At 47.5% G+C, this 499-nt stretch carries 1 protein-coding gene; it reads left to right on the top strand.

Going from position 1 to position 499, the window contains the following annotated elements:
• Positions 1-279 precede the first annotated feature (279 nt).
• Positions 280-499 (top strand): acetyl-coenzyme A synthetase N-terminal domain-containing protein (locus A3751_RS23375; protein ID WP_304438995.1); only part of this gene is annotated, 220 nt, incomplete at its 3' end.

The raw sequence follows: 499 nt of genomic DNA, 5'->3' as shown, positions 1-499 counted from the left end.
GAGGTTCAAGAGGCGGCTGCTGACGCGGTTTATGATGAGAGAGGCTTCGGTTCGCAAGCGAGTTTGGCTGAGCAGATTAGAAGTTCATCGAATAGTGTTCCGCTCGAGACCTTACTCGAGTCGATAAAATACGCCTCCCTGGTTGACTCAAGTCAGGACTGAGCGTAGTTTTTTGGTGCTGACAATATTGGGTTTGGCGCCTCAGCTTAAAGCAGATAACTAAGCGGATTGCTTCGAGAAGGATTGCTGACCCTCCACAGAACAATAAGAGGAAAAGCAATGTCGGAGCATCACGTCTATCCAGTCCCCGCAGATTTAGAAGCGTCTTCAAGCATTAATGAGAAGACTTATTTTGACATGTATAACGCTTCTATGGACGATCCCGATGCGTTCTGGGCTGAGCAGGCCAAGCGCATTGATTGGTTCAAGCCATTTAGCAAAGTGAAAGACGTTTCCTTTGCCTCTAAAGATCTTCATATTCGTTGGTTCGAAGACGGCG

Source organism: Oleiphilus sp. HI0080, from assembly GCF_001635135.1.
Note: the sequence above shows the minus strand (reverse complement) of the source record. Positions and strands in the feature narration are given on the sequence as shown.